Source organism: Streptomyces sp. cg40, from assembly GCF_050320165.1.
In the GTDB taxonomy this organism is placed as follows: Bacteria; Actinomycetota; Actinomycetes; order Streptomycetales; family Streptomycetaceae; genus Streptomyces; species Streptomyces hokutonensis.
The window spans coordinates 5,655,907-5,674,757 of record NZ_CP190128.1 but is presented as its reverse complement, the minus strand read 5'-3'; the positions used below and the strand labels follow the sequence as shown (position 1 = coordinate 5,674,757).

The window sequence follows — 18,851 nt, the reverse complement described above, 5'->3', positions numbered from 1 at the left end:
CGCCCGGCAGGCCCCACGGGCGCAATAGCGTCAGCGCTTCAGGGTGAACGTGAAGTTGTCCGAGACCCTGTCGTTCAGGCGGACCGTCGAGACCAACCGCCCCTCCGTGATCAGGCGTTCGACCTCGGCCCGGGGCAAGGCGCAGCCCTCCGCGATCAGTCGGACCGGGCGGATCGGGATGCGGGCCGTGAAGTGGACCGCGATGTCGATCGCCTCGCGGTTCAGGTGGTCCGATCCGCGTGTGTCGAGGCGCCACGCGCCGGACCAGTCGAGGGCGATGCGGTTACGGCGCTGCAGGGCGGGATCCTGGAGCAACTCCCCGGCCAGAACAACGTCGTTGGCGTGCAGCCGCGCCAACAGTTCCGGTCGTATGGAGCGCACGTTCGCCCGTTCCATGACCGTCAGTTTCGCCGTGTCCCCGCACCCCGTGCAGAGGATCAGGAGCCAGACGTCCAGCAGCTTGTGGTGGGCGTTGACGCGGAACTTGCCGCTTGCTTGGAAGTGTCCGGCCCCGCAGGCGTGGCAGCGGCGGCGGACGAGGGGCAGGCAGGTGGGCATGACCACCCAGGTTTCGAGCACAGGAGTACACCGGTTCCAGTGAGAAGACCGCAGCAAAAAGGAGCGCGGCGCACCAGCGCGACGCGCGACGATTCAGCACTCGGGGGGTCTCACACGGTGTACAACGGCACGTCCTTGCCCAGACGACTCGGTTCCGCAGCACGGTAGGGGCGGACCGCGGCGGCGCTCCACCTGTTTTTCGCGCGTTGTCACATTCGCGCGGCCCGTTTCGTCAGTCCTGTGGAAGCAACGGCAACGGAACAACGAAACGCAGAGGAGCCCACCATGGGTGCTCGACTCAACGCCTTCACCAGCCCCATCGCCGGCAAGGCCCTGAAGCACTTCATCGCCGCGGGCAAGGTCGTCGCCGACTCGCCGCTGCCCGCCGCCACGCAGGAACTGGTGAAGATCCGGGCGAGTCAGATCAACGGCTGCGGGTTCTGCACCGACATGCACACCAAGGACGCCGCGGCCGCCGGCGAGACCTCGGTACGGCTGAACCTCGTCGCGGTGTGGCGCGAGGCCACCGTGTTCACCGACGCGGAACGCGCCGCGCTGGAGCTCGCGGAGCAGGGCACCCGCATCGCGGACGCGTCCGGCGGGGTGAGCGACGAGGTGTGGGGGAACGCCGCGAAGCACTACGACGACGAGCAGCTCATGGCCCTCGTCTCGCTGATCGCCCTCATCAACAGCTTCAACCGCATGAACGTCATGCTCACGATGCCGGCCGGCGACTACCAGCCGGGCCAATTCGCTTAGGGCGTTTCCTTCGGATCATCTGATCGTTGGTCTGGGTGTGTCGTTGACTGACGCCCAGTGGGCCCGGATCGAGCCGCTGTTACCCGATCGGGCACCGAGGCGGGGTGGGCGGTGGCGGGATCATCGGCAGGTGATCGACGCGATCGCCTTCAAGTACCGCACCGGCTGCCCGTGGATGGACCTGCCCGAGGAGTTCGGCTCCTGGAAGGGCGTCCACAACCGGCTACGGAAGTGGGCGGCCGACGGCACCTGGGAGAAGGTCTTCGCCGCGCTGCTGGCCCAGGCCGACTCCGAAGGCGACCTCGACTGGGTCGTCGCCGTCGATTCCACCATCGTCCGCGCCCACCAGCACGCCGCCGGGGCCCGTCAAAAGGGGCCCCGGCCGGCGAGCCGCACGACCATGCCCTCGGTCGCTCCCGCGGCGGACTGACCACCAAGATCCATCTGGTTGCCGACGGACGTTGCCGCCCCCTGGCCTTCTGCCTCACACCGGGACAGGCGGGTGATGCACCCGCATTCACTGAGGTCATGGCCCGCTTGAGGGTGGCCCGGCCGGTCGGACGGCCCCGGACCACCCCGGAGACAGTCCTGGCGGACAAGGCGTATTCCTCCCGGGCCATCCGCACCCACCTGCGCCGCCGCGGCATCCGGGCCGTCATCCCGCAGCCTGCCGACCAGATCGCCAAGCGCAGGCGGCGGGGCCGGTCCGGCGGCAGGCCACCCGCCTTCGACAAGACCGCCTACCGGCAGCGCAACACTGTCGAGCGGTGCATCAACAAGCTCAAGCAGTGGCGCGGCCTTGCCACTCGATACGACAAGACCGCCACCGTCTACCTTGCCGCACTGCACATCGCGGGCATCTTCATCTGGTCCGCACGCTGATCCACAAGAAACGCCCTAGCGCAGGCACCGCCCGTCCGGCTCCGACGACCCGCTCGGTGCCGGACGGCGCTGCCGGAAGCGCTCGATCACCGTCAGGAACCGGTTCGTGCCGCCGTCACCGCGCTCGTCAGGCGGGCTTCGGAAAGCGCTCCGGCTGTCGCCGCGGCGACCCTGCCGCGCGGGTCGATGACGAGCGTGACGGGCAGACCCTGGGTGCTCACCAGGCCCTTGGCCAGCTTGCGGAACTGTTTTCCGTCGGGGTCCAGGAGGCTGGCGTAGGACATGTGGTAGGTACGGGCGAAGGCGCGTGCGTCACCGGCGGAGTCGTCCTCGTTCAGCCCCAGGACGACGACACCCTGCCCCTTCGTCTCCTCCTGGTAGCGCACCAGCATGGGCGTCTCCTGACGGCAGGGCCCGCACCAGGAGGCCCAGACGTTCACCACGACCGTCTTCCCCCGGTACGCGGAGAGGCGGACCGTACGTCCGTCGGTGCCGGTACCGGCGATGTCCGGTGCAACGGATCTCCGCGCGGCGTCGATCTTCAGAGTCCCGTCCGCGTCATAGCTGCGCCCCGGGGTGCCGTGCGGGTCGTCCCGGGCCTCGGTCACGCCGATGAGTGCCCCGGCACAGACGAGGGCCGCGAGGACGGGGACGTAGACGCGTGCGGGGATGCGTTTCACTCGGGGTTCCTTCAGTTTCCGGAGGAGTCGACGCAGTGGCTCTGCTGCCGGATCGGCCGGACGATCCGGCTCACGTCCACCAGCGCACTGTCGAGCGCGGTGTCCTGCTCGGAGAGCGTCACCTCGACGGCGGGGGTGCGGCCGTACGTGACGACCACCTTGAGGCCGTTACGGGACTGGCTCTGGCGGTAGACCCAGTCCACGCCGTTGACGGACACACACAGGTCGGTGGTCGGGGCCGGGGGTTCCAGCCCGCAACGGAGCACCACCGCCTCGTCGCCCCACACGGCGACACCTGGAGTGCCGGTCTCGGCACGCCGGTGTCCCTCCAGCACGGCCGGATAGTCCTTGGCGATACGCGTGCAGGCGGCGGCATGGGCGTGGGGGGCCTGTTCGATGGCGTAGGCCGGCGCGTCCGACTCGTGCACGACGAGAACGGCCGCGGTGGCGACGGCCGCGACACCCGTCACGCCGAGGACGAACCACGTTCTACGGGATGGACGTGCCATGCCGGAAGTACCCCCGATTTCACGCTGCGCGGTATTGCCCACTGGTCGGACAGAACGGTACGCCCTCGCCCAACTGCCCTTGTGGACACCTCCCTTATGGACGCTGTGCGGCAGAAAGGATCTCCCTAGGCTGATCGCACCAGATCGCTTTCATGGCCCACAGGGGGATACGCCATGCACAAGGGAACCAGGGCAGTCATGCTCGCCGGTGCCACCACGACGTTGTTCGCGGCGTTCGTCGTACCCGCGAGCGCCGCGTCCGGGGCAAACGTCACTCCGAGCGCGTACACCAATGTACGGCTGGAGAAGGTGTGGGGTCCGACAGGGATCTGCCTCTCCATGAACGGCAAGACCACGAACAGCGCCCCGGCCGTGCAGAAGAAGTGCACGTCGGGCTCCGACCAGAAGTGGACGCTCAAGGGGACGTCCGCCGGCGTCTACACGATCAAGAACAAGAAGTCGGCGAAGTGTCTGGGCGTCTCCAGCACTGCCGCCGGTACCGTCGTCACCCAGCGGGCCTGCAACGCCTCGTCCAAGACGCAGCAGTGGGTCCTGTCCGAGAGCAAGATCCACAGCAAGTGGGCCAACAAGTGCCTGACAGAGGCGGGGTCGACGCTCGGCCAGAAGGCCACCATCACCGCGTGCGGCAACACGACGGCGAAGCGGAAGGCCCAGGAGTGGGGTACGGCCTGACCCGGTGAACGGGTCACGGGGAAGGGGTTCGCCCGGCGATCCCCTCCTCGTGGGAGGGCTACGCGAAGGACGCCCGCTACGTCGTCACCCGCGACGGGAAGGAAGTGGCCCGCCCGGTCGCGGGCGTGACGTCCTTCCGCGACACGAACGTGCGCCCGGGCGCCGTGTACCGCTACCAGATCGCGCCCGTACTGCCGGAACAGGGCGACCCGCGGGCACGGCTGTGGGGCATGAAGGTGGCCGTGCCGGCCTCCGGATCCCTGTCCGCGCTGCGCCGACAGGCGGCCTCCCGTGCGGTCGCCGCCGGTGTGGCCTCGAAGTCCACCCTGACCTGGGTCGCCTTCATTCCGCAGAAGAAGGTCAACGCCCCGCTGGCGGGCTGCGACTACGGCAGGAACTTCCAGTTCGGCGGCGACGGGCACTCCGACTTCAACTGGAAGTCGAGCAAGTACCGAACCGCCCTGAACGCCACCATCACGTGGTCGTCCAAGGCCGTGGTGGGCAACAAGCACGTCAACGCGACACACGTGTACGCGAAGAGCACCGGCAGGCTGGTCGCCACGAAGACCGCCAGCGACAAGGACATGAAGGTCAAGAAGCTGGGGTCGGGCTCGAACTACGTGGACGTGCGGATGGTCATGCATGCCACCAACCCGTTCTGCAGCGGCCTTGGCGGAGTCAAGGGAGCCATCGACGGGTCCTTCACCATGAACCTCACCAAGAGCGGCAACTACGCGATCCGGTCCGGCAAGCACCGGCTGATGCCGAATCACTACATCTACATCTACGACGGCGGAAAGGTCACCAACGTCTACACACGCAAGTACGCCAACGTCGACTGCCTGATCGGTTCCATCGCCTGCCCGGAGGCGGATCTCACGGCCTATTACGGCAGTTTCTGATATTTCTGCGTCCATAGACGCATATACGGCAACCTCAAGTAGCTCTCAGTGGTGCGTTTTTGACAGGTAATTGTCAGAGGTGGGCGCTAAGTTGGTCTCTGACCACCGCCGCACCCAGGGCACGGGGCCCTGCTGGGAAAGGCGGGATCGGAAGGGTCTTTCCATGCAGAGGTCGACCTGCGCCTACCGTCGGATGAACGCCCACCCCATACAAGAGTTCACCGGGGTGGACTGCCTGACGGAACGGGAGAAGGAAGTGTTTCTCCTGCTGGCCACAGGCCTGAGCAACCGTCAGCTCTCGGGCGAACTGCGGATCGCCGAGCGGACGGTGAAGATGCACGTCGCGCGGATCGTCGACAAGCTGGGCCAGGAAACCCGGCTGCAGGCCTCGATCCTGGCCGCACTCGCCCACAACTCACTCTGCATCGACGCGGACTGTTCCTGCCGTCGGACGGCGGCACGGCCCACCGCCGCCTGACACCTGAGGGGTCCCGCCACCAGGCGGGGCCCCTCCGACGCACCCGCCACTTGTGACGCGCCCCACTCGGGCTTTACCAAAACCAAAGACTTCGAACGCTTCCCCGATCCGTACTCCCCACTGTCCGTACCGCCGACGGGCGGTCCACGACACAGGAGGTACGGTGCGCTTTTCGCGGAACGCGACGGGAACCATGGTTGTGGGCGGAGCCCTCAGCATCACCCTTGTCGCCCTCGCCTATCCGGCAATGCTGGGCGTCAACACGGTCTCCAGCGCGCCCACACGCGTGATCGCCAACACTCAGTGGGGGCCGCTGACCGAGGCGGACCGGGACTTCGTGGTCAAGGTGCGCGCGGCAGGGCTGTGGGAGTACCCGGTCGGCCAGATAGGTCTGAAGAAGGGGGCGAGCCCCGCGGTCATCACCGCGAGCAAGCACCTGATCGACGGCCACGCGGCGCTGGACTCGACCGTTCGCAAGATCGCGCCGATGCTCAACATCACGATCCCGAACCAGCCCAGCCCGCAGCAGCAGGGGTTCATCAACACCCTGAACGGCGACAGCGGCAAGCAGTTCGACACGGACTTCGCCAACATCCTGCGCGTGACGCACGGTTCGATCTTCAACACGATCGCGAAGATCCGTTCCACGACCGAGAACACCCTCGTGCGGATCCTCGCCAACCAGGCCAACGCGACGGTCCTGGACCACATCACGGTCATGGAGGAGACCGGCCTGGTCAACTTCAGCCAGGTCCTCTTCCAGGAGACGACCCCGCCGAAGCTGCCGGCCGTGGACCTGACCCCGCCGCCCCCGGCCGCGGGCGCGCCGGAGGTCGTCCTCACCCCACCGGTGAACAGCACCACCCAGCCGCCGGTCCTGCCGGGCGAGGCGTCACCCAGCGCCAGCCAGACCCCGACAGTGGGGTGAGTGCGCCACCGAGCGCGCTACACCCCCAGCCACACGGTCGTATCAGGCCGCAACTCACCGCCCTCTGCCGCCGGTTCACTGCTCAGCAGCACCTCCCCCGGCGGCAGGGCGACCGGCTTGGCCGACAGGTTGGTGACACACCGCCAGCCCTCGGAGCGCGTGAAGTGCAGCACCCCGGGCGGGCTGTCCGCCGCCCAGGTCAGCGACTCCCCGTCGAGCAGCTTGCGGCGCAGCCGCAACGCCCTGCGGTAGAGCTCCAGCGTCGAGCCCTCGCTCCCGTCCTGCGCCTCGACGGCGTACGACGCGAAGCTCGCCGGCTGCGGCAGCCACGCGGGGCCGGACCCGAAGCCGTACGACGGACCGGTCGTGGTCCACGGCAGGGGTACCCGGCAGCCGTCGCGGCCCTTGTGGGTGTGGCCCTGTTGTTCCCAGATGGGGTCCTGGAGGACCTCTACGGGCAGGTCGGCGACCTCGGGCAGTCCGAGTTCCTCGCCCTGGTAGACGTACGACGAACCGGGCAGCGCCAGCATCAGCAGGGTCGCGGCGCGGGCGCGGCGCAGGCCGGCCGCCGTGTCGACGGGTGGCGTACGGCCGTCGGACAGCAGCCAGGTGTTCGGGTCCGTGCCCCTCGGCAGCATCAGGCGCGAGGCGTGGCGTACGACGTCGTGGTTGGACAGCACCCAGGTGGCCGACGCGCCTGCCGCGCGGGCCGTGGCGAGTGAGCCGGTGATCACCTCGCGCAGTTCGTCCGCGTCCCAACCGGCCTCCAGGTACTCGAAGTTGAAGGCCTGGCCGAGTTCGTCGGGGCGGGCGTAGAGGGCGCGGCGGGCGGCCGGTACCCAGGCCTCGGCGACCGCCATGCGGGGCGGGGCGTAGGTGTCGAAGACGCTGCGGCGCCAGTCGCGGTAGATCTCGTGGACCTCGTCGCGGTCGTAGTAGGGGTGGCTGCCGGGCGGGAGGTCGTCCAGGACCGCCTCGGAGTTGGCCGCGATCGGGCCGATGTCCCGCAACGGCTCGCCGAGGTCCTTCACCAGCGCGTGGGCCACGTCGACGCGGAAGCCGTCCACTCCCCGGTCCGACCAGAAGCGGAGCGTGGCGCGGAAGTCGGCCCGCACCTCCTCGTTGTCCCAGTTCAGGTCGGGCTGTTGGGGCGTGAAGAGATGCAAGTACCACTGTCCGTCGGTGAGTCGCTTCCACGCGCTGCCGCCGAAGACGGACGGCCAGTCGGTGGGCGGGAGTTGACCGTCGTCGCCGCGCCCGTCCCGGAACACGTACCGGTCGCGGGCGGCGGAACCGCGCCCGGCCGCCAGCGCCTCCTGGAACCAACTGTGCAGGTGCGAGGTGTGGTTGGGCACGATGTCGACCATGACCTTCAGGCCCAGCCGGTGCGCCTCGGCGACCATCGCGTCGAAGTCGTCGAGGGTGCCCAGGCGCGGGTCGACGTCGCGGTGGTCGGCGACGTCGTAGCCGCCGTCGGCGAGTTCGGACGGGTAGAAGGGGCTCAGCCAGAGGGCGTCGACGCCCAGCGCGGCGAGGTGGGTGAGCCGCTCGGTGACACCCCTCAGGTCCCCGAGTCCGTCGCCGTCCGCGTCGGCGAAACTGCGCGGATACACCTGGTACACAACGGCCTGACGCCACCAGTTCGGGTCACGGGAGGACAGGTCGGACACGTGGTCTCCTTATGAATTCCCTCTACACCGAGGCGAGTTGACAGTCTTCTTCCGGTGGACCCACGATGTGCACACGCTGTGGCGCATGTGACCAATGAGCCCAGTGTTTCTCGCGTTGATCCACACCCTCCACACCCTGTACACGCCAGATGGGATCAGTATGTCCATAGCCAGTCGTGTCACCGTGCGCCGCCTGTTGGGGACGGGCGCCGCCTCCCTCGCCCTCGCCGCGGCCTCCGTAGCCGCCGCGTCCGGCGCCTGGGCCACCGGGGGGCACGGCGGCGGCGGTGACGGCTGGGAGTCGGGCGGCCACTACAAGCCCGGTTCCGGCGCGGGCACGGTCACCGAGACCGAGGGCTGCCAGTTCTCGCTGGACGGCACCAGCTTCTTCCCCTCCGTCAAGGTCGACGACCAGAACCTGAAGCCCACCGACGACGGCAAGGTCCACATCAAGGTCCGCACCGCGGGCGACGCGTCCACCTGCACCGCCTCGCTCGCCTCGTACATCGCGCACGGCCCGACCTTCGCCACCTCCGGCCAGCAGGTCTTCGTCGACTTCGACACGGTCACCGTGAAGAAGGGCCAGACCGACTCGCTCGACATCTCGGTGCCGGACGAGGGCTGCTTCGCGCAGATCGACCTCTACCGCGGCGCGGTCAAGTTCGACGGCAACCCCGCCGCCGGCGACGGCCTCGTCCACGGCGACCTGCCCAAGGGCCCCGACCACCCGGTCATCAAGGACAAGCTGATCGCGGCCTGGAACGGCGGCACGAAGGACTGCTCGACCACCGAGTCCCAGCCGCCGTCCCCGTCGGCCCCGGCGTCGGTACCCCCGTCGGCCCCGGAGTCCACCCCGCCCGCCTCGGAGTCCTCGACCCCGACCGCGACCCCGAGCGCCTCCGAGTCGACCACACCGTCCGAGAGCCCGACCCCGGTCGCCTCCGGTTCGAGCAGCGCCCCGGCGGCGGCACCCTCGCCCAACGGTGGCGGCGGCGACCTCGCCGAGACCGGCGGCGGCAGCAACACCGGCGCGATCGTCGGCGGCGCGGCGGCCCTGCTGGCGGGCGGCGCGGCGATCGTGGTGGCGACGCGACGCCGCCGGGCTTCGCACTCCTAGCCGCCGGTCGGACAAAGAAGAGGACGCCGGGCCGGGAGGAGATCCCGGTCCGGCGTCCGTCTGTCACCCCTCGACCGTCTCCAGCCACAGCTTCACGTACCGCTCCACATCCACGTCCAATCCCACGTCGACCAGGGCCTGTTCGCGTGCCCCGTCGTGGATCTCGGACTCGCCGTGGCGGGGGCGCCGGTCGACGATGGTCTGCCCCCGCCCGGGTCCCGGCGCGAGGGAGACCTCGACCGGCAGCAGGCGGGTGGTGAGGCCGGCCGGGTCGGCGACCGCGCAGACCGCGCCCGCGTCGCCGAGGCCGCCGGTGGGGGTGGGATCGCCGGAGGCGGCGGGATCGCGGTGGGCCAGCAGATCGCCCGCGAGCCTCAGCCGGGGTACCGCGCTCTCCCGCAGCCTCCGGACGTCGGCGGCCGGGACCTGGACCCGTTCGAAGACGTCCAGGCCGTACATCGTGATCGGCACCCCGGCCGTGAGCAGGATCGCCGCCGCCTCCGGGTCGTGCCAGACGTTGAACTCCGCGACGGGCGTGGCGTTCCCGACCGCCACCGCGCCGCCCATGAACACGATCCGCTCGATGTTGGCCGTCACCTCGGGGAACGTGCGCAGCAGCAGCGCGATGTTCGTCAGCGGGGCGGTGGGGATCAGGGTGACCGGGCGCGGAGACGCCAGGATCTCGCGGCGCAGCAGCGTCACCGCGTCCACGTCGACGGGCGTGCGCGCCGAGGCCGGCAGCCCCATGTCGCCCATGCCGTCCTGGCCGTGGACGTGCGCGGCCGAGCGGGCCGGTTCGATCAGCGGCCGGGCGGCGCCGCGCGCGACCGGGATGTCACCGGCGCCGGCGTGGTCCAGGACGATCAGGGTGTTCCGTACGACCTGGTCCACGTCCGTGTTCCCGGCCACGCAGGTGACCGCCCGCAGGTCCAGGCCCGGGTGCCGGACGGCGAACAGCAGCGCCAGGGCGTCGTCGACCCCCGTGTCGCAGTCGATGATCACGGGGATGGGCTGACCGCTCACGGCAGGGTCCTCTCTCGACGGTGCTGTTCGGTTGCGACCTTACGCATCCGCCCACAGTTCGGCGCCGCGCGCCCCGACCCGCGCGGTGACCCGGTGCAGCAGGTCGGCGGGCGGCAGCGGGTCGACCCGGCGCCCGTCCCGCAGTCGTACGGCGACCAGGCCGGCGTCGGCCTCCCGTTCGCCGATGACCGCCTGGTACGGGACGAGCCGCGCCGCCCGGATCCGGGCACCGAGGCTGCCCTCGGCGGCGACCTCGGCACGGAGTCCCTGGGCGCGGGCCCGCTCGGCGAGGCCGTAGGCCTGCGCCTCCTGTTCCTCCGACACCGGGAGGACGACCAGTTGCACGGGCGCCAGCCACGCCGGGAACGCCCCGCCGTGCTCCTCCACCAGGTGCGCCACCGCCCGCTCCACGCTCCCGACGACGCTGCGGTGCACCATGACCGGCCGGTGTTTCGCGCCGTCGGGGCCGATGTAGTGGAGGTCGAAGCGTTCGGGCTGGTGGAAGTCGATCTGGACGGTGGAGAGGGTGGCCTCGCGGCCGGCCGCGTCCTCGATCTGGACGTCGATCTTCGGGCCGTAGAACGCGGCCTCGCCCTCGGCAGACTCGTAGGCCACCCCGGACGCGTCGAGGACTTCGCGCAGCATCGCGGTCGCCCGCCGCCAGAGGTCCGGGTCGGCAACGTACTTGCCGCCCCCGCCGGAGACGTTCTCCCCCGGCAGCGACAGCCGGTAGCGGGAGGCGCGGATGCCGAGGTCGGCGTAGGCGCGGGCGATGAGGGCGAGGGCGGCCCGGGCCTCCTCGACGGCCTGGTCGAGGGTGCAGAAGATGTGGGCGTCGTTGAGCTGGATGGCGCGGACGCGGGTCAGGCCGCCGAGCACGCCGGAGAGTTCGGAGCGGTACATGCCGCCCAACTCGGCGATACGGAGCGGAAGTTCGCGATAGCTGTGGGAACGGGAGCGGTAGATGAGCGCGTGATGCGGACAGAGGCTCGGCCGCAACACGACTTCCTCCGCGCCCAGTTGCATCGGCGGGAACATGTCGTCGCTGTAGTGCGACCAGTGCCCGGAGATCTCGTACAGCTCACGCTTGCCGAGAACGGGCGAGTACACGTGCCGGTATCCGGCAGCGCACTCCAACTCCCGCACATACTCCTCCAGTTGATGCCGGACGACGGCGCCGTCGGGCAGCCAGTACGGCAGTCCCGCGCCCATCAGCGGGTCGGTGTCGAAGAGGCCGAGCTCGCGGCCGAGACGTCGGTGGTCGTACATGGATTCCTCGCTCTATGACGGCGGGGCGAGAATCCGGCGACGACGAAGCCCCGGGGCACTCGCCCCGGGGCTTCGACTTGGGTCAGCAGTCAGCGCGCCGGGACACTCTCCGGCGTCGTCGTCACAAAGAAACAGGCGCGCTGCATGCGGCGGACGGTAGCAGTCGAACAACCGCCCCCGCGACGGAATTGATCAGGCGAGATCAGTCAGGCGAGCTTCTTGAGGAGCTCGTCGGCGACCGGGGCGGAGGACGCCGGGTTCTGGCCGGTGACGAGGTTGCCGTCGACCACGACGTACGGCGCCCACGGCTCGCCCTGCCGGAAGTCCGCGCCGAGCTCCACGAGCCGGTCCTGGAGCAGCCACTTCACCTTGTCGGCGAGGCCGCCCTGGGTCTCCTCGTCGTTGGTGAAGCCGGTGAGGCGGCGCCCGGCGAAGGCGTTCGTACCGTCCTCCTTGACGGCCGGGAGCAGCGCGGCCGGGCCGTGGCAGACGACGCCGAGGGGCTTGCCGGAGGCGAGGGCGAGGGTGAGGAGGCGGCCGGAGTCGGCGTCGACGGCGAGGTCCTCCATCGGGCCGTGGCCGCCGGGGTAGTAGACGGCGGCGTAGTCGGCGAGGTCGACCTCGGTCAGCTTGACCGGGTGCTGGAACTCGGGGCTCGACGCGAGCACGGCGGCGACGCGGTCGGCGTTCTCCTGGCCGCCGTTGAAGTCGGCGGCGAGGCTGCCCCGGTCCACGGGCGGTACCACACCGCCGGGCGTCGCGACGACGACCTCGTGCCCGGCCGCCTTGAAGGCCTCGAACGGGGTGACGGCCTCCTCGGCCCAGTAGCCGGTGGGGTGCGGGGTGCCGTCGGCCAGGGTGAGGTGGTCGGCGCCGGTCAGCACGAAGAGGATCTTCGACATGGGGGGTCTCCTGGGCGGTGGTCGATGAGGTGCCTTCGACAGTAGGCGGGGTACGGACCGGCGGCCAATGAGGAACCGAATGGCTGCTATTGGTTTCCCGATGGCCCGCGCCGGGGCCGGCAGTCACCCGGACGGCCCGGCGCGCTGGTGGGCGGGCGCGGGCGATGGTGCCGTGGGAGCACGCGCCGACACCCGCGCCACACATCCGCCCCCCGCATCCACCCGGCATCCGCCCCAGGAGGGACCCTCGATGACCCGTTCCCCGGCCCGTGTCCTCCTCCTCGCCTCGGCACTGTCGGCGGGCACCCTGCTCACGGCCGCGGGCTGCGCGAACGAGGCCGCGCTGCACAAGGTGACGAGCGCGCCGTCCCCCTCGGTCGTCCGCACCCCCGCGGCGCACGCGTCCCCGGCGGCGGCCCCCGTCCTCACCCAGGCGCAGGCGCAGACCGCGCTGATCGCGGACACGGACCTGGGCGCCCCCTGGACCCCGACCCAGGGCACGGCCACCTGGCGCGACAGCCTCCTCAAGGCGAAGACCGCCGACCCCGACTGCCAGCGTCTCCTCGACGCGCTCTACGCCGACGAACTCCTCGGCGCCCCGGCCACCGCCCAGGCGGTGATCGGCCTGGACGACACCGACGACGAGGCCCAACTCCACTACCAGGTGGCCGCGTTCAAGTCCGCCGACGTGGACCGCACCCTGGCCTGGCTGAAGACGCTCCCGCAGAAATGCGCGAACTTCACAGCCACGACCACCCGCTCCGGCCCCCAGACGGTGACCGTCACAGAGGCCGCCCTCCCGAACGTCGGCGACGCCCGCGAGGGCCTCCACCTCACCCTCACCGGCACCACCCCCGAGGGCGACCAGTCCACCCTCACCCTCGACACCGCCGCCGTCCGCATCGGCGACGACACCATCACCCTCACGAACGGGGGGCTCGCGAACGTACCCCCGGACGCGATGAGCCGTGCACTGGAGATCGGGGCGCAACGGCTTACGGATGTGCAGCGGCAGGGGCGGGTGCAGGTCTAGGAAACGGCGGCTCCCGAGGAGCGAAGAGCGTCAGGCCTCGGCCGGCCTCCGTGAACGCGTCGGACGGCCGCCGTCCAGGTGGACCACCACACTCGCGTGGAACCGGTCCACGGACTCGTCGACGCTGCGGATGAAGCCCGATTCGGCGGTGCCCCGGGTGTTGCCCATGCCTCTGAAGAGGGACAGGCGGAAGCCGGTGATCTGGGTTCCGTTCTTGGGGAGGATGTCGGCCGGCTCGGGACGCAGACGTTCCAGCGTGCCGCGCGGACCGCCGCCCGTCTGCCCCTCCAGCACGGCCTCGACGTGGAGGTCGGCCGGCGCCTCCGCGAGCCTGCGGATCAGCCGCTTGGCCCAGCTGAGGGGATAGCCCTGGTCGGGGGCCGCGATCTCGATGGACGTCCGCAGCTTGCCGGTGCGCAGGTCCGCGCAGAGGGCGAGGACACCGGGCGTGCCCTCGATACGAAGCTCGGCGTCGAGCCTGCCGTCGACGCACAGCCGGTCGGCGAGGGCGGCGCGCCGGGAGGCCGGATCGGTGCCTCGCTTGGCGCGCTGCACCGGCAGCACCTTCTCGCCGAGTTCGCCGCCCAGCCGCAGACACACCTGCCGGACCAGCCGTTCCCAGCTCTCCACCACCTCCACCGCGCGCGGGTCGCCCTGGCACAGGGTCTCGGCGTCGATCGCGTTGCGCACCGGGACCCAGGAGCGGCCCATGTTCTGGAAGCCGTGGCAGCCGGAGTTCTCGTGCTGGAGGTAGTGGAGCAGTTCCTGGAGCAGCCAGGCGTGCGCCGCGTTGCCGACGCCCTCGTGGCGGATCAACATCTGTGCCTGGTGGGCGACTTCGGCCCAGGACAGATGCCAGAGCGCCACCTTGTTCTTGCGCCGCCCGTCGAGCTTGACCTCCACCAACGGGCTGCCCTCCAGCTCGACGTCGTTGGAGAGCGTGATGACGGCCTCGTATCCGCGCCGGGCCGCTATGTCGGCGTAGGCCTGCACCTGGTCCGGCTTGAGGGGGTTGCCGTTCGTCTTCGTCTCGACGAGCGCGGTCCACAGCTTGCCCGCGCGCTCGACCCGGATCACCCCGTCGGGCCGCCGAGGGGACTCGCCGTTGGGCAGAGTGACCTCGGTGAACGTCTCCATCCGGCCGACCGGCGCTCCGAAGGCCGCCGTCAACCGCCGCCCGAACTCGGGCACTTGAGCCATCACCGACAGCAGCACCGAGGTCGCCCGGGTCTCCCGCTCGTGGTCGCTCTTGAGCACGGAGGCCGGGAAGAGCCGGGCACGTCTCCAGGAGTCGTTCTCCGCGAGGGACTTCTTGGCCACCTTCGGCAGGGTGACCTTCTTCTTGGCGGTACGAGGACGGGCGGGACGCGCAGCGGCAACGGCCTCGGAGACCTCTGAGACCTCGGGAACCGACTCGACCGCGGGGCTCGGCGGCTGCGCGGGAATCGCGGCGACGGCTTCCGTCGTACGGACTCCGGTCGCGCCCTCGGATTCGGACTCGGCCTCGGACTCCGCATCAGGCGCAGCCTCCACGTCCACGTCCACGTCCGCGTCGTCGTCGATGTCGACACCGAAGTCCGTTGCCACACCGGCGAGTCCGGACTCGTAGCCCTGGCCGATCGCGCGGAACTTCCAGTCGCCGCCGCGCCGGTAGAACTCGCCGAAGAGCAGCGCGCTGACCTCACCCGGATCGTCGATCGAGAAACGCAGCAGGCTCTCGCCGGAGCCGTCGGCCAACGTCAGCCGCAGGTCCTGGAGTTCGGAGAAACGGGCGCTCTCGTAGCGGCTCGCCGCCACCACGATCTGTTCGACGCCGACCGGGATCGCGGTCAGGTCGAAGGTGATCCGGTCCTCGCTGCCGTCCGCCGTCGGTGCCTTGCCGAGCAGTTGCACGCTTCCGTCGGCGGCGACGGGGTTGTTGTAGAAGTAGAAGTCCCCGTCGCTGCGCACCTTTCCGTCCCCGGTGAGCAGCAGTACGGAGACGTCCGCGTCGCCCTCTCCCGTCGGGCTCCCCCAGCTCAGGCTCATCAGCACCGAGCCGATGTCCTCGCTCAGCGACGCCAGACCGACGTTCCCGCCCTTGACCATCTCGTGCATGAGGCCCCCCAGATGCACGGCCGCGCGAGCTGCCCCCGCGACCCCTGTTACGTAGCGATGAGTGACACGCCCCACACCCTGCGCATCACCAGCACCTTAACGCTCCGCAATCACCCGTATCTCCGGAACGGCCTCAACGCTTCTCGTACGGATCCGCCGGCTGCTTCACCTGCGTGACGGTCTTCGCGTCGAGCAGCGGAGGCCACGCCCCGTCCGTGCCGAGTCTGCCCTTGGGGAGCCAGGTGCCGGTGACGGTGACCCAGGTGTCGGTCTGGGGGGCGTCGGACGCCTCGGTGCCTCTGATCTCGACCTTGCTGGTCGTCGCGTCGGCGGCGCAGCAGGTGACGACGAGGCGGGTGACGTACCAGGCGCCGTTCGAGCCGTGGGTGACGAAGCCCGTCATGCGGACCGTGCGGCCCTTGAGGGAGTGGCCGGTGTCGTAGATCGCCCGGGAGCTGTACTGGCCCACCGAGATGTCCAGCACCTTGGCTGCGGGCAACGCGGGGAAGGTGCCCACGCCCTGTGCCGCGAGTTGTGCCTGTTCGCGGCCCGCGCTGTACGAGCCCAGCGCGGGGGGAGGGAAGAGGAGGAGGGCCAGGGCGGGGAGGGTGAGGAGCCAGGCGATGCGCGGGCCGTGGGAATGGCCATGGCCCTCCGCTTCCTCTTCCTCGTGTTCCTCGTGTTCCTCCTCTTCCTCCTCGTGGTCCCTGTGGCTCATCCCCCTGATCGCCGCCACCAGCCCCAACAGCATCAGCAGCGAACCGGAGATCACCAAGTACGGCCGCAACGCCGCCTGTACGTACCGCAGATACAGGTCGCTGAAGAGGGAGATCCGCAGGACCGCCCCGCCCGTGAGCAGGAGGAGGACCGCCGAGCCGTAGCGCCTCACAGCAGCCACCAGCCCACGAGCGTGCTGCTCGTCACGGCGACCAGCCACGTCGTCGAGGAGAAGCGGAACGCGAAGGAACGGCCGAACGTGCCCGCCTGCAACGCGATCAGCTTCAGGTCGACCATCGGGCCCACCACCATGAACGCCAGCTTCGCGGCTGGTGAGAAGCCGCTCAGCGAGGCCGCAACGAACGCGTCCGCCTCGCTGCACACACACAGCACCACCGCCAGGAGGGCCAGCAGCAGGAGCGACAGCCAGGACGAGCCCGTGAAGATGTCCAGGATCGAGCGCGGGACCGCGATGTTGAAGGTCGCCGCCGCTGCCGCGCCCAGGACCAGGAAGCCGCCGGCGTGGAGGAAGTCGTGTTGCAGGCCCGCGACGAAGGCCTTCATACCCGCAGGCGAAGACGCGGTGGTCCGCGTGCGCTTGGGGAGTCGTAGCCACTTCTCCCTGCCGAAGCGTGCCCACAGCCAGCCCATCACCACCGCCGTCGCGAGGGACGCGACCAGGCGGCCCAGCACCATCTTCGGCTGGCCCGGGAACGCGATCGAAGTGGCCACCAGGACAACCGGGTTGATGGCGGGGGCGGAGAGCAGGAAGGCCAGCGCCGCCGCCGGGGCCACACCCCGCCGCATCAGACTGCTCGCCACCGGGACCGACGCGCACTCGCAGCCCGGGAGTACGACTCCTGCCGCGCCCGCGATCGGGACGGCGAGCGCCTGGTTGCGGGGGAGGAGGCGGGTGAACACCCGCTCGGGGACGAACGCGCCGATCGCCGCCGACACCACCGTGCCGAGGAGCAGGAAGGGGACGCCCTGGACGGCCACCGCCGTGAAGACCGTCCACCAGGCCGCCACGGGTGGGGTGTAGAGGTCGATCGCCAGCATCGGGCCGAGGACCGAAACGACCGTCGCGATGGCTATGAGGGCGGCGCCGCCGAGTACCGCGTAGACCATGGCGCGTACGGCCAGGCGCAGGCCGTCGACCACGGTCCGTTCGTTCTGCACGCGCCTGTCTCATCCCGTTTCGCACGATTACGCCTGGCACTCGTACGTGGCACGGTAACGGTCGGCGCTGTGCGGTATCCCCGATTTGTCAAAGAGGAGGCTGTGCGGGCGCCGGGCCGAGGGTCGTGGTTCCGGGGGCCGTACGGTGGCCGAGGCCCGTGCGGTAGGCGTCGAGCGCCGCTTCCACCCGGCCGGTACGGCGGAGCAGATCGCCGAGCATCCGGCACAGGTCGGCGAGGTCACCGGCCGCGCCCGCGCGCTCCAGGAGGCTGAGGGCGCGGACGTAGTGCTCCTCGGCCGCCTCGGTGTCGCGGGCGTCCTCCGCGATGATGCCGAGGAGGCGGTGGGCGGCGGCGGAGTGCAGGGCGCCGCGTTCGGAGCTGAGGTCGTTGAGAACGTCGTGGAGGAGAGTGGCGGCCTCGTCGGACTTGCCGCGCCGGTGCAGTACGTCGGCCAGCTCCACGGCCACCTGGCTGCTGTAGAGCGCCGCCCGCTTCGCCGTCAGCATGGCCAGCGCCTGCCTCAACTCGACCTCGGCGCGCTCCAGTTCGCCGTCCTGGGCGTAGACGTAGCCGCGCATCCAGTGGCAGTTGGCGAGTTCGGTACGGAACTGGAGCTGGCGGTACAGATCGGCGGCCTTCGCGAGCGAGGCGTCGGCCTCCGCGACCTTGCCCTCCGCTATCAGCGTGCGCGCCACCGAACGGTGCATACGTGCCAGCAGCGCCGGGTCCGCGACCTGCGGTGCGAGCGCGAGGGCCAACTCCGCCGCCTGGGCCGCCCTCGCGTGCGCGCCCATGTCCATGTACGGCCCTATCGCGCTCGCGTAGAGGAGCAGGAGCGCGTCGGGGTCGTGCAGGCCGCCCCGGTTCAGCTCATCAAGAGTGGACTCCAACAGGTAGACGGCGTACCGGAGTTCACCGGTGAGATAGTGCGCCACGGCACGGCCGCGGAGGGCGGGGACGCGGGCGGGGAGGGGTTCGTCGGCGAGCCGCCGCTCCGCTCGCTCGAAGTACATGCGGGCCGCGGTCAGGTCCCCGGTGTCGAGCCCGCACTCGCCGAGCCCGAGCAGCGCGATGGCTTCCTCGTCCACCAGCCCGTGCGACTCCGCCTCCGCGAGCAGCTCGGCGTACTGCTCCGCCGCTTCCTCCGACTCCCCTGTTGCCAGGGTGCGTTGGGCGCCGGTCAGCCGTAGGCGCAGTTCGGTGGCGAGGTGGGCGGGGCGGCCGGTGGCCAGCTCGTCGTAGGCGACGCCGAGCCGTTCCGCGAGGTGGCGCAGCGCGTCGTCGGAGGGGCGGACCCGGCCGGCCTCAAGGGTGGAGATGTACGCCGGTGTGTAGGCGGGCTCGGCCAACTGCCGCTGGGTGAGCCCGCGTTCGTGCCGCAACTGCTGGACCCTGCGCCCGATGACTTCCGGGTCGTCCCGTCTCACCATGCATTAATCATGCCAGTAAGCCG

19 protein-coding genes are annotated in these 18,851 nt (G+C 70.3%); 8 read left to right on the top strand and 11 right to left on the bottom strand.

Annotation, left to right across the window (positions count from 1 at the left end):
* Positions 1-30: 30 nt before the first annotated feature.
* Positions 31-558 (bottom strand): DUF1062 domain-containing protein, encoded by a 528-nt coding sequence (locus ACQHII_RS25315; RefSeq protein WP_427925408.1) that lies wholly within the window; start codon positions 556-558, stop codon positions 31-33.
* A 285-nt stretch (positions 559-843) separates the two neighbouring features.
* Between ACQHII_RS25315 and ACQHII_RS25310 the strand changes: the two genes are divergently transcribed.
* Both ACQHII_RS25310 and ACQHII_RS25305 read left to right on the top strand, forming a co-directional pair.
* Positions 844-1,317: a carboxymuconolactone decarboxylase family protein gene (locus ACQHII_RS25310; protein ID WP_427921449.1), complete on the top strand. Its 474-nt coding sequence runs from the start codon at positions 844-846 to the stop codon at positions 1,315-1,317.
* Positions 1,318-1,339: 22 nt separating this feature from the next.
* Positions 1,340-2,199 (top strand): IS5 family transposase gene (locus ACQHII_RS25305; protein WP_427925200.1). Its coding sequence is split into 2 segments (ribosomal slippage): positions 1,340-1,685 and positions 1,685-2,199, totalling 861 coding nucleotides; the frame shifts between segments, so codons are not numbered across the junction.
* A gap of 92 nt (positions 2,200-2,291) precedes the next feature.
* Here ACQHII_RS25305 and ACQHII_RS25300 read toward each other — a convergent pair.
* Together ACQHII_RS25300 and ACQHII_RS25295 are read right to left on the bottom strand one after the other, a co-directional pair.
* Complete coding sequence (locus ACQHII_RS25300; RefSeq protein WP_427921448.1) at positions 2,292-2,879, bottom strand: TlpA family protein disulfide reductase; 588 nt, start codon at positions 2,877-2,879, stop codon at positions 2,292-2,294.
* An 11-nt stretch (positions 2,880-2,890) separates the two neighbouring features.
* Positions 2,891-3,388, bottom strand: a complete 498-nt coding sequence (locus ACQHII_RS25295; protein ID WP_427921447.1) for a DUF3515 domain-containing protein — start codon at positions 3,386-3,388, stop codon at positions 2,891-2,893.
* A 174-nt stretch (positions 3,389-3,562) separates the two neighbouring features.
* Here ACQHII_RS25295 and ACQHII_RS25290 point away from each other — a divergent pair, with 174 nt between their 5' ends.
* The 4 genes from ACQHII_RS25290 (at position 3,563) to ACQHII_RS25275 (ending at position 6,389) form a co-directional block, all read left to right on the top strand.
* Positions 3,563-4,081, top strand: a complete 519-nt coding sequence (locus tag ACQHII_RS25290; RefSeq protein WP_427921446.1) for an RICIN domain-containing protein — start codon at positions 3,563-3,565, stop codon at positions 4,079-4,081.
* A gap of 104 nt (positions 4,082-4,185) precedes the next feature.
* Positions 4,186-4,983: a hypothetical protein gene (locus tag ACQHII_RS25285; protein WP_427921445.1), complete on the top strand. Its 798-nt coding sequence runs from the start codon at positions 4,186-4,188 to the stop codon at positions 4,981-4,983.
* Positions 4,984-5,146: 163 nt separating this feature from the next.
* Complete coding sequence (locus ACQHII_RS25280; RefSeq protein WP_427921444.1) at positions 5,147-5,461, top strand: LuxR C-terminal-related transcriptional regulator; 315 nt, start codon at positions 5,147-5,149, stop codon at positions 5,459-5,461.
* Between the two features lie 199 nt (positions 5,462-5,660).
* Positions 5,661-6,389, top strand: coding sequence for a DUF4142 domain-containing protein (locus ACQHII_RS25275; protein WP_427925407.1), 729 nt, complete (start codon positions 5,661-5,663; stop codon positions 6,387-6,389).
* A gap of 17 nt (positions 6,390-6,406) precedes the next feature.
* Here ACQHII_RS25275 and ACQHII_RS25270 read toward each other — a convergent pair whose 3' ends face one another.
* Entirely contained in the window at positions 6,407-8,059 is a 1,653-nt protein-coding gene (locus ACQHII_RS25270; protein WP_427921443.1) for a glycoside hydrolase family 13 protein, read from the bottom strand.
* 160 nt (positions 8,060-8,219) lie between these two features.
* Between ACQHII_RS25270 and ACQHII_RS25265 the strand changes: the two genes are divergently transcribed.
* Positions 8,220-9,176, top strand: coding sequence for an LAETG motif-containing sortase-dependent surface protein (locus ACQHII_RS25265; RefSeq protein WP_427921442.1), 957 nt, complete (start codon positions 8,220-8,222; stop codon positions 9,174-9,176).
* 63 nt (positions 9,177-9,239) lie between these two features.
* Here the strand turns inward: ACQHII_RS25265 and ACQHII_RS25260 are convergent, their stop codons facing one another.
* The 3 genes from ACQHII_RS25260 to ACQHII_RS25250 form a co-directional block, all read right to left on the bottom strand.
* Positions 9,240-10,199, bottom strand: coding sequence for a nucleoside hydrolase (locus tag ACQHII_RS25260; protein WP_427921441.1), 960 nt, complete (start codon positions 10,197-10,199; stop codon positions 9,240-9,242).
* A 39-nt stretch (positions 10,200-10,238) separates the two neighbouring features.
* On the bottom strand, positions 10,239-11,468 hold the full coding sequence (thrS, locus tag ACQHII_RS25255; protein WP_427921440.1) for a threonine--tRNA ligase: 1,230 nt from the start codon (positions 11,466-11,468) through the stop codon (positions 10,239-10,241).
* 206 nt (positions 11,469-11,674) lie between these two features.
* Complete coding sequence (locus tag ACQHII_RS25250; protein ID WP_427921439.1) at positions 11,675-12,370, bottom strand: type 1 glutamine amidotransferase domain-containing protein; 696 nt, start codon at positions 12,368-12,370, stop codon at positions 11,675-11,677.
* 250 nt (positions 12,371-12,620) lie between these two features.
* Between ACQHII_RS25250 and ACQHII_RS25245 the strand changes: the two genes are divergently transcribed.
* Positions 12,621-13,403, top strand: a complete 783-nt coding sequence (locus tag ACQHII_RS25245) for a hypothetical protein (protein WP_427921438.1) — start codon at positions 12,621-12,623, stop codon at positions 13,401-13,403.
* A 30-nt stretch (positions 13,404-13,433) separates the two neighbouring features.
* Here the strand turns inward: ACQHII_RS25245 and ACQHII_RS25240 are convergent, their stop codons facing one another.
* The 4 genes from ACQHII_RS25240 to ACQHII_RS25225 form a co-directional block, all read right to left on the bottom strand.
* Positions 13,434-15,491 carry a TerD family protein gene (locus tag ACQHII_RS25240; RefSeq protein WP_427925406.1) on the bottom strand — a complete coding sequence of 686 codons (2,058 nt, stop codon included), beginning with the start codon at positions 15,489-15,491 and terminating at the stop codon, positions 13,434-13,436.
* Between the two features lie 142 nt (positions 15,492-15,633).
* Positions 15,634-16,389 carry a TIGR03943 family putative permease subunit gene (locus ACQHII_RS25235; protein WP_427925405.1) on the bottom strand — a complete coding sequence of 252 codons (756 nt, stop codon included), beginning with the start codon at positions 16,387-16,389 and terminating at the stop codon, positions 15,634-15,636.
* The gene (locus tag ACQHII_RS25230; protein ID WP_427925404.1) at positions 16,386-17,345 is read right to left on the bottom strand and encodes a permease; all 960 of its coding nucleotides are present in this window, start codon (positions 17,343-17,345) and stop codon (positions 16,386-16,388) included. The genes ACQHII_RS25235 and ACQHII_RS25230 overlap by 4 nt, the downstream gene beginning before the upstream one ends.
* A gap of 139 nt (positions 17,346-17,484) precedes the next feature.
* The gene (locus tag ACQHII_RS25225; RefSeq protein ID WP_427921437.1) at positions 17,485-18,828 is read right to left on the bottom strand and encodes a tetratricopeptide repeat protein; all 1,344 of its coding nucleotides are present in this window, start codon (positions 18,826-18,828) and stop codon (positions 17,485-17,487) included.
* Between the last annotated feature and the right edge of the window lie 23 nt (positions 18,829-18,851).